The organism is Arthrobacter sp. JCM 19049, assembly GCF_001310435.1.
The window spans coordinates 1-1,127 of the sequence record NZ_BAXF01000619.1 but is presented as its reverse complement, the minus strand read 5'-3'; the positions used below and the strand labels follow the sequence as shown (position 1 = coordinate 1,127).

The 1,127-nt window shown below is 68.1% G+C and carries 2 protein-coding genes; both read left to right on the top strand.

Features of this window, described 5'->3' with window-relative positions; all coding sequences use genetic code 11:
* The first annotated feature begins 104 nt into the window (after positions 1-104).
* Positions 105-632: a hypothetical protein gene (locus JCM19049_RS15005; RefSeq protein ID WP_054821969.1), complete on the top strand. Its 528-nt coding sequence runs from the start codon at positions 105-107 to the stop codon at positions 630-632.
* Positions 633-649: 17 nt separating this feature from the next.
* A complete protein-coding gene (locus JCM19049_RS15000) occupies positions 650-898 on the top strand; it encodes an SbcC/MukB-like Walker B domain-containing protein (protein ID WP_054821968.1) in 249 nt (82 codons plus the stop codon).
* The last annotated feature ends 229 nt before the right edge of the window (positions 899-1,127 follow it).

Here is a 1,127-nt window from a genome sequence, read left to right as displayed (position 1 = left end):
CAAGCGCGCCGGGTGGTGCAGGCCCTGGGCGAGGAGCAGGCCGACGCCCGGCAGCTGCTGGGACGCCTGCCCGAGGCGTCATCCAGCTGGAACCGGTCAAGACGGTGATCGGTGCGCTGCAGCAGGCCGAGCAGGCCGACCCGGCGCAGCTCACCACCGTCTTCGCCGAGGCACGGGTGCAGCTGACCGGTGAGCTGGGCACCCTGAACGCCGAACGGGTGGCGGTGGCCAACGAGCTTAGCGACACCTTCAAGCGCTTCGCCCGGGAATTCGGCACCTCCCACGCCCAGACACACGGCACCGGGGCGCAGGCCGGCGAACACTATGAACGGCTGCACGACCAGATCGTCGCCGAGGGCCTGCCGCACCATGAGGCCCAGTTCCGCGAGTACTTCGCCAACCGCTCCTACGAGCGCTTCAGCGACCTGCTGCAGCTGCTTGACGAGGAACGCAGGATGATCGCCGAACGCATCAAGCCGCTGAACCAGATCCTGGCCGACGTGCCCTTTGAGCACGGATCGATCCTGCGCTTCGAGGTGGAGCCGGCCATCCCGGCCGAGGCCGGAACGTTCCGCCGCGAACTGAAGCAGGCCCTGAACGAGGCCTACAGCACCCGGAGGAAAGCACCCTGAAGCGCTCCTACGCAGCGTTGGAGGCAATCGTGGAGGCGCTGGCCGACCCGGGCCGCAGCTCCTGGCGGGCCACCGTGCTGGATGTGCGCCACCACGTGGTGATCCGCTGCGATGAGCACAAGCCCAATGGCGAGGTGGAAACCAGGCTGGAGCCCGGAACCCTCTCCGGCGGCGAGGGACAGCGCTTCACCTCGTTCGTGATGGGCGCCGCCCTGGCCTACCAGCTGGCTTCGCCACCGCCGGGTTCACCTCCTACGGCACCGTGATGATCGACGAGCCTTCATCCAGGCGAACTCGGAATATGCCGCCGCCGGCATCCGGGCCCTGCAGGAGTTCGGCTTCCACCTGGTGCTGGCCGCCCCGGAGGACAAGATCGACTTGAGCAGCCACCTGGCTCCATCACCGACATCATCAAGCACCCGGCTCGAACATCTCCGGGTTTGTCACCACCGGGCGCTCCCCGGCGATGGCCACCACCATCGCGCTGCGCGACTA